Raw genomic sequence first — 7,893 nt, forward strand, 5'->3', positions numbered from 1 at the left:
GACACCGTGCCGCACTGAGCGCGCCGTTTCCGCTCCTCGTCCGATCGGCGTCGCTCAAAAGCAAGCGCCGCCGGGGCGTGGGCCCGGGCGGCGCGTCGCGAATAAAAATGCTGCCGAAGCGGCCTGAAGCGAAGGAGGAGGAGGGAGGGAGGAGGAAAAACCGCTTCAGGTTTCTTCAAAGGCACGAGGCCAGTCGACTCGGCAGCGTCAAATGAGATCCCTTGGCATCGCCGTCCTGCTCACGATATGAGAATCTCCAGGGTCGCCCAAAGTTCCACGCCCCGCTGCGTCGATTTGGTAAAGCCTGCGGCAAAGAGGGTGACTTTCTGCAGGTGTTGCAACCACCCGCAACCGGGCGCACGGCCCGGGCTCAGGCCAGGGCGCGACCGGCGGCGTGGCCGAGGGTGAAGGCCTCCTCGAACAGCGAGCAGCCGGACCAGTCGGCGTGCGCGAACGCCAGGCGCGGGGCGTCGTCGAACACCAGGGCCGGCGCCGGCGCGCGGCCGCCGGATCCGTCTTGCGGCGCGCCGCGCAGGCGGGCGACCTGGCGCAGCATGCCCGGCCGCGGCACCGCCATGGCGTGGCCGTGGCGCACCAGCGCGATGCGCTCGGTCTTGGCCGCGAGGTCGGGGTGCGCGGCGCCCAGTTCGGCCAGGATGGCGTCGCGCCAGTCGGTCCAGGGCGTGTCCAGCAGGCGCTGGCGGACCGCGGCCGAGTCGCCCAGGGCGCGGTAGTAGGTCAGCACGGTGGGCCCGGGCACGGGCCGCAGGCTCTGGTGCATGGCGTCGACGTAGCCCAGGCCGGGCGCCCCGTACAGCACGTTGTCCCAGCTCGGCGCGGCGCCCGGCCGGTCGTCCAGCGGCGCGCGCAGCTGCAGGTTGGCAACCAGCCAGGCGGCACTGCGCAGGCCGGCCGCCAGCTCGCGCAGCGCGGCGGGCGGGCGCTCGAGCACGCGCAGCGCGACGGCGGCGGGGAGGGCCAGCACCGCCTGGCGCGCCTGCCAGCGCTCCAGGCGCCCGCTGGGCCCGTGCAGCGCGTCGACGACGACACCGTGGCGCCCGACCGCGACGCGCCCGACCACGCGCCCGGCGTGCAGGCGCTCGCCCAGCGGCGCCGCCAGGCGCGCCGCCAGCCAGCCGTTGCCCTCGGGCCAGGTCAGCACGGCCGATGATTCGCCGTCCCCGTCGCCCTCCTCGCCGGGCGCCTGGAAACCATGCCGGCTAGCGAAGTAGTGCAGGCCCGCCCAGGCCGAGACGCTGGCGCTCCCGGCGCCGTAGTCGTCGCGGCAGCAGTAGTCCAGGTACCAGCGCAGCCGCGGGTCGTCCAGGCCCTGGGCGTCCAGCCAGGCGTCGAAGCTGAGCGCGTCCTGCGCGAGCTGCGCCGGCGCGAAGGCCGAGCGGCGCACCGGGATGGCGTAGCGCGCGGCGCGCTGGCTGGCGCGCACGGCGGCGCCGAAGCGACGGTACTGCACCAGCGTGGCGGTGCCCACGCCCGCCTGCGGCAGCAGGCCGTCCTGCCACTGTCCGCCCAGGAACAGGCGCTCCTGCGGGCTGTGGCACAGGCTGCGCTCGTCGTAGCGCCAGCGCCCGGCGACACGCTGGCGCAGGCCCAGCTCTTCCAGCAGGTCCTGCACCTCGTGCGCAGCGTCGCCGGGCAATGGCAGGTAGTGCGCGCCCATCGGACAGGCCATGCCACCCAGCTCCATGCCGCGGCTGTTGCCGCCGGCGGCGTCCTCCAGCTCGAGCAGGGCGAAGTCGTCGTGCCCGGCTAGACGCAGCGCGCGCGCCGCCGCCAGGCCGGCGATGCCGCCGCCGGCGATCACCGTGTGCACCGTGCGCGTGACGTCGGGCGCCCGCGTGGGCCAGGGCGCGCGCAGCAGGTGGCCGCGCGCGTCGCTCGCGCCGACGAAGCCCCCTTCGATCTCCCGCAGCTCGCGCGGCGTGCAGCCGGCGGCGGCCAGCGCGGCGCCGGCCGCGAGCAGCGAGCGGCGGCGCCAGCCGGTGCTCACTCGTGCACCCGCCCCCACTCGGCCTCGTAGGTGTGCACCAGCACCTGGTTGGACAGGCGGTTCACCTCGGCCGGCACGCGCGCCATGTCGGCCGGGAAATCGAACAGCAGTGCCAGCGTGTGCGGCGTCAGGTAGCGCAGCTCCTCGGGCAGGGCCCTGGGCAGGCGCCAGGGCCGGCGGCTGGCGATGACGTAGCCCCATTCGCCAAAGCTCGGGACATGGGCGTGGTAGGGCGTGGCCGTCAGGCCCGCGGCCTCGATGGTCTGCACCACGGTCCAGAAGCTGCGCCGCGCGACCAGCGGCGAGGTGGTCTGGATGACGGCGTAGCCGCTGGCGGTCAGGCGCTTTTCGAGCAGGGCGTAGAAGCTCAGCGTGTAGAGCTTGCCGATGCTGAAGTTGGTGGGGTCGGGGAAGTCGACCACGATGACATCGAAGGTGTCGCTTGTCTCGTCCAGCCAGCGGAAGGCGTCGGTGTTAACGACGCGCAGCCTGGGCGAGGTGAGCGCATGGCCGTTCAGCGCCGCGAGCTGCGGGTGACGCGTGAACAGCTCGGTCATGGCCGGGTCCAGCTCGACCAGGGTGACCTGCTCGACGCTCGGGTACTTCAGGATCTCGCGCACCGCCATGCCGTCGCCGCCGCCCAGCACCGCCACCTTCTTCGGCGCGCCGTGCGCCGCCATGACCGGGTGCACCAGGGCCTCGTGGTAGCGGTATTCGTCGCGCTCGGCAAACTGCAGGTTGCCGTTGAGGAACAGCCGGTGACCGGGCCGCCCCTCGCCCGGCGCGTGGGTGACGACGATGCGCTGGTAGGGCGTGGTCTGGGCCAGCACCACGCGGTCGGCGTAGAGGCGATCCTCGGCCAGGGTGGTGACGCGGTCGGCCAACGCCCAGCCGACGGCCAGCACCGCCAGCACGAAGGCGCAGGCGGCGGCGTGCGCGCCCCAGCGGCGCAACTCGTGGCGAAACAGCCAGAGCGCCCAGACCGCGACGGCGGCGTTCATCAGGCCGAACACCAGGCCGGTGCGCACCATGCCGAGCTGCGGCACCAGCAGCAGCGGGAAGGCCAGCGACACCGCCAGCGCGCCCAGGTAGTCGAAGGTCAGCACCTGGCTCACCAGCTCGCGCAGCTGCACGTCGCGCCGCAGGATGCGCATGACGAGCGGGATCTCCAGCCCGACCAGCACGCCGACGACCAGCACCAGGCCGTAGAGCACGACCCGAAACGAGGCCGGCGCGAAGGCATTGGCGAGAAACAGCAGCGCCGGCAGCAGGCCGCCGGCCAGCGCCACCAGCAGCTCGATGCGCAGGAAGTGCGCCGGCAGCTGGCGCTCGAAATGCCGCGACAGCCAGGACCCGACGCCCATGGCGAACAGGTAGCTGCCGATGATGGTGGAGAACTGCAGCACCGAGTCGCCCAGCACGTAGCTGGCGATGGCGCCGGCCGCCAGTTCGTACAGCAGCCCGCAGGCGGCGACCACGAACACGCTGGCCAGCAGTGCCACCTCGATCGGCCGCGCGCGTCCGCGCGCGGGGATGGAGCCGGGCAGGGCGCTCATCTGCTATGCGCTCTCACGCGCTGTCCTGCCCCCGCCCAAGGTGGGAGGGCACAAAGGCCGCGGAGCCGCCCGCACCAGCAACCGCCGCAAGCGGACCCGCGACCCCAGCCGCCGCAAGTCGATCGTGACACCTGGCCAGACCCCAGCCCCACCCTCGCCCGCGGGCGACGGACAAAAGGCCGCGGAGCAGGCCGCACCAGCAACCGCCGCAAGCGGACCCGCGACCCCAGCCGCCGCAAGTCGAGCGTGACACCTGGCCAGACCCCAACCCCACCCTCGCCCGCGGGCGAGGGACAAAAGGCCGCGGAGCAGGCCATTCAAGGGCACCCGTGGCCAGGGTCCCCCTGGCCACAGGGTGCGTCCCCCTCCGGGGGAAGTCGCGCAGCGACACAGGGGGATCAATGAATCGCCGCCGCCACGATGATGCTCACCCCCAGGCACATGGCGGCGACCACCAGCGCCAGCGCCCGGTTCTGCTTGTCGACGATTTCGCGCCACAGCTCGGTCGGGGTCAGCTTGTCGATGACGATGAAGCACAGCCAGAAGATGACCACGCCCAGCAGGGCGTAGACGATGGAGCCGAGGAAGGCGGCGGGCTTGAACCATTCGATGTCCATGGGGGGACCTCCGTCAGTCGTGGGGAACCGGTGCGCGCGTCATTTGTGGCTGCCGCCGCTCGAATAGCCCCCGAAGGAGCCGCCCGAGCTGCGGCTGTAGCCGCTGGAGCCGCCCGAGCAGTTGTCCAGCGCGGCCAGCAGGAACATGAGGGCAAACACGATCAGGATCAGCGTCAGGGCGCCACGCGAGCTGGACACCGGCGACGCATCCGCGCGCGACAGCAGCTGCGGCCGTTCCGCGATGCCGAAGGCCGTGGCGACGTCGCGGCTGGCGATGCGATCGCCGGCGGACCAGGTGATCTCGCGCGCGCCCTGCTCCATCGACAGCAGGCCGCGCCCGCTGCTGAAGTCGCGGTTGTCGGTCTGCTCGCCACGCGCCACCGGCCAGTAGAACTCGCCCAGCACGTAGGTGGTGGTGGCACGGTAGCGCGACTGCAGGAAGTAGCGCGTGCCGAGGTAGCGCGCGCTCTGGCCGCCGGCCTCGAGCTGCGGCGCGCCGGTGGTGGGGCGCACCAGGCTCCAGCCGTCCTCGGCATCGACCAGGAAGGCAAAGCCGGCCTGGCGGTTGTAGAGCAGGTACTCCTGCCAGCGGAAGGTTTCGTCGTCGCCCGGCTCCTGGCCGCTGCGCTGCTGGAACCCCACCACCTGCCAGGCCGTGCCCTGCAGCTCGCCGGTGCTGCCGAGCGCAATCAGCGGCTGCACCGGCTGCTCCTGCAGCGCCGACTGCAGCGCGCCGCCGTCCGGCCCCTCCAGGTTGATGATGCTGCGGCAGTTGCCGCAGGTGACGGCCTTGCTGGCGTCCAGCCGCACCTGTACCGGGGCGCCGCAGTGCGGGCAGGCCAGCTGTCGGCCGCTGGTGTCCTGCACCGACTCCTGCTTCAACCCCTGCAGCCGCAGGTCGGCCAGTTGCACCGCGCGGCCGCGCTCGGCCTGCGGTGGGTGGCGGCCGTAGTCGATCGACAGCACCTCGCCGTCTTCGCTGCGCAGTTCGACCAGGGGGAACGGCTGGCCGAGCGGCGGCAGGCGCGGCAGCTCGCCCTCGGCGGCGATCAGTTCGGCCTGCCCGGAGTAGGCAACGCTCCAGGGCCGGCCCTCGAAGGCCGTGGTGGCCCCCAGCGGCAGGGCGCGCGCATCCGGCAGTCGCGCCCCCGCATCCAGCGGGCGCGTGAAGACGTAGGCGCCGTTGTCCTCGCCCAGGGTGGCGGTGCTGCCGTCCTCCAGCGCGGCGATCCACTCGCTCCAGACGCCGGCTTCGCCCTTGTACTGCAGGCGTCCGACCAGGGTGAAGGGCAGCTCGCGCCCGCTCAGCGCGATGCGGCCGGTGACGAAGCGCTGCAGCGGGCTGTGGTCGTCGAACAGCTCGGCCATCTGGCCGATGCGGCGCAGCACCGCGCCTTCGCGCACCACCGTGCTGCGACAGTAGCCGCAAACCGCATAGGGCGACTGCGCGCTGCGGAATTCGACCGGCGCGCCGCAGCTCGGACAGGGCGCGCGGTACTCGCGCTGGGCGGCGTCGGTCGCCACGATTCAGGTCGTTTCTCGCTGAGATACCGGTACGGCAGGCGCGCGGGCGACGCTCCTGATCCGTTGCTCCACCGCACCCCGCGCCGCACGCACCGCTCGAAACGACACGGCTCCAACGGCCGCGGAGCAGGCCAATCGGCGCGCCCATGGCCGGGGTCTCCCTGGCCACGGGGTGCGTCCCCCTGGGAGGAAGGAGCGCAGCGACACCGGGGGGTATTCCACTTCAGACCAGCTTCTTCAGCAGCTCGGCCTTCTTGGCGTTGAACTCGTCCTCGGTCAGGATGCCCTTGGCCCGGAGTTCGCCCAGCTTCTCCAGCGTCGCCATCACATCGTCGGGCTGGACGGCCGCCGGCGCCGCGGCGGCCGGCGCACCGGGCTGCAGCGCCGACTGCATGCCTTGCGCCAGCACCTGGCCCATCGCCACGCCAGCGCCCATGCCCAGGCCGGCACCGGCCAGGCCGCCGCCGTCGCCGCCGGCGGCCACGCCCTCGGCCATCTTCGGGATCGCCTGCGCGGTCTGGTACTGCATGAACCGGCCCATGTCCTGCCCCACCATGCCCATGCCGATGCGCTGGTCGAGCACCTTCTGCAGCTCGTCCGGCAGCGAGATGCTCTGCACCGTCATCGCCTCGAGCTTGAGGCCGTAGGCCTCCATCGCCGGCGCCAGGGCCTGCGCCAGCGCCTGGGCGAAGTTGTGCTGGTTGGCCGCCAGGTCGAGGAAGGGGATGTTGCTCTGCGCGATGCCGGTGGCGATGTTCTGCATGATCAGCCCGCGCAGCTGGCCGTCCAGGTGGTCCACGCGGTAGGCGTCGCGCGTGCCCGAGATCTCGGTGTGGAACTTCTTCGGATCGGCCACGCGGTAGGCGTAGTTGCCGAAGGCGCGCAGGCGCACGGCGCCGAATTCGGGGTCGCGGATGCTGATCGGCTGCGGCGTGCCCCACTTCTGGTCGACCTGCTGGCGCGTGCTGAAGAAGTAGACATCGCTCTTGAAGGGCGACTCGAACAGCTTGTCCCAGTTCTTCAGGTAGGTCAGCACCGGCAGCGTCTGGGTCGTCAGCTTGTAGGTGCCCGGGCCGAACACGTCGGCCACCCGGCCCTCGTCGACGAACAGCGCCATCTGCGACTCGCGCACCACGAGCTGCGCGCCGTTCTGGATTTCCAGGTCGCGCATCGGAAAGCGCCAGGCCAGCGTGCCGTCGTCGCCTTCGGTCCACTGCAGGATGTCGATGAACTGCTTCTTGATGAAATCCATCAGCGCCATGGTCCCGGCTCCTGAAACAGAAAGTGAACGAGCCGCCGATATTAGCGCCTGCCGACACCGCCCAGGCATGCCGCGAGGGAGGGTGGGGACAAATGCCGCGCGCCGCCCGGGCGCTCTCTACAATCGATCGCCAGACCCGCGCTGCCGACGGCCCGCCGCGCGCTGCCACCCAGGAGACCCGACCCATGAATGCCCCGACCCGTCCGCAGGACGAGGACAAGCGCGCGCAGCTGCGCCGCGCCGCGCTCGACTACCACGAGTTCCCGGCGCCCGGCAAGATCGCCATCGCGCCGACCAAGCCGGTGGTGAACCAGTACGAGCTCTCCCTGGCCTACAGCCCGGGCGTGGCGGCGCCCTGCGAGGAGATCGTGCGCGATCCGGCGACGGCCTTCCGCTACACGGCGCGCGGCAACCTGGTGGGCGTGATCACCAACGGCACGGCGGTGCTCGGCCTGGGCGACATCGGGGCGCTGGCGGGCAAGCCGGTGATGGAGGGCAAGGGCGTGCTGTTCAAGCGCTTCTCGGGCCTGGACGTGTTCGACATCGAGATCGACGAGAAGGACCCGGACAAGCTGGTCGAGATCATCGCCGCGCTGGAGCCGACCTTCGGCGGCATCAACCTCGAGGACATCAAGGCGCCCGAGTGCTTCACGGTCGAGCGCAAGCTGCGCGAGCGCCTGAAGATCCCGGTGTTCCACGACGACCAGCACGGCACGGCCATCGTCGTCGGCGCGGCCGTGGTGAACGGCCTGAAGGTGGTGGGCAAGCAGATCGAGGACGTGAAGCTGGTGGTCTCGGGCGCCGGCGCGGCAGCGCTGGCCTGCACCGGCCTGCTGGTGGACCTGGGCGTGCGGCGCGAGAACGTCTGGGTGACCGACATCGAGGGCCTGGTGTACGAAGGCCGGACCGCGCTGATGGACGAGTACA

General features: G+C 71.8%; 7 protein-coding genes. 2 read left to right on the forward strand and 5 right to left on the reverse strand.

Going from position 1 to position 7,893, the window contains the following annotated elements:
* Positions 1-215 (forward strand): hypothetical protein (locus tag PKA16_RS15135; RefSeq protein ID WP_324404410.1); only part of this gene is annotated, 215 nt, incomplete at its 5' end.
* 155 nt (positions 216-370) lie between these two features.
* Here PKA16_RS15135 and PKA16_RS15140 read toward each other — a convergent pair.
* From PKA16_RS15140 to PKA16_RS15160, 5 genes are all read right to left on the reverse strand, one after another.
* Positions 371-2,008: an FAD-dependent oxidoreductase gene (locus PKA16_RS15140; protein WP_324404411.1), complete on the reverse strand. Its 1,638-nt coding sequence runs from the start codon at positions 2,006-2,008 to the stop codon at positions 371-373.
* Positions 2,005-3,564, reverse strand: coding sequence for a polyamine aminopropyltransferase (locus PKA16_RS15145; protein ID WP_324404413.1), 1,560 nt, complete (start codon positions 3,562-3,564; stop codon positions 2,005-2,007). Before PKA16_RS15145 ends, PKA16_RS15140 begins: the two co-directional genes overlap by 4 nt.
* 398 nt (positions 3,565-3,962) lie before the next feature.
* Positions 3,963-4,181 (reverse strand): DUF350 domain-containing protein, encoded by a 219-nt coding sequence (locus tag PKA16_RS15150; RefSeq protein ID WP_324404414.1) that lies wholly within the window; start codon positions 4,179-4,181, stop codon positions 3,963-3,965.
* A gap of 39 nt (positions 4,182-4,220) precedes the next feature.
* Complete coding sequence (locus PKA16_RS15155) at positions 4,221-5,705, reverse strand: DUF4178 domain-containing protein (RefSeq protein ID WP_324404416.1); 1,485 nt, start codon at positions 5,703-5,705, stop codon at positions 4,221-4,223.
* Positions 5,706-5,928: 223 nt separating this feature from the next.
* A complete protein-coding gene (locus tag PKA16_RS15160) occupies positions 5,929-6,966 on the reverse strand; it encodes an SPFH domain-containing protein (RefSeq protein ID WP_324404417.1) in 1,038 nt (345 codons plus the stop codon).
* Between the two features lie 185 nt (positions 6,967-7,151).
* Here PKA16_RS15160 and PKA16_RS15165 point away from each other — a divergent pair.
* The coding region (locus PKA16_RS15165) for a malic enzyme-like NAD(P)-binding protein (protein ID WP_324404420.1) at positions 7,152-7,893 on the forward strand (742 nt) is incomplete at its 3' end.

The sequence above is a fragment of the Ottowia sp. genome (genome assembly GCF_035325765.1).
Classification (GTDB): domain Bacteria; phylum Pseudomonadota; class Gammaproteobacteria; order Burkholderiales; family Burkholderiaceae_C; genus Ottowia.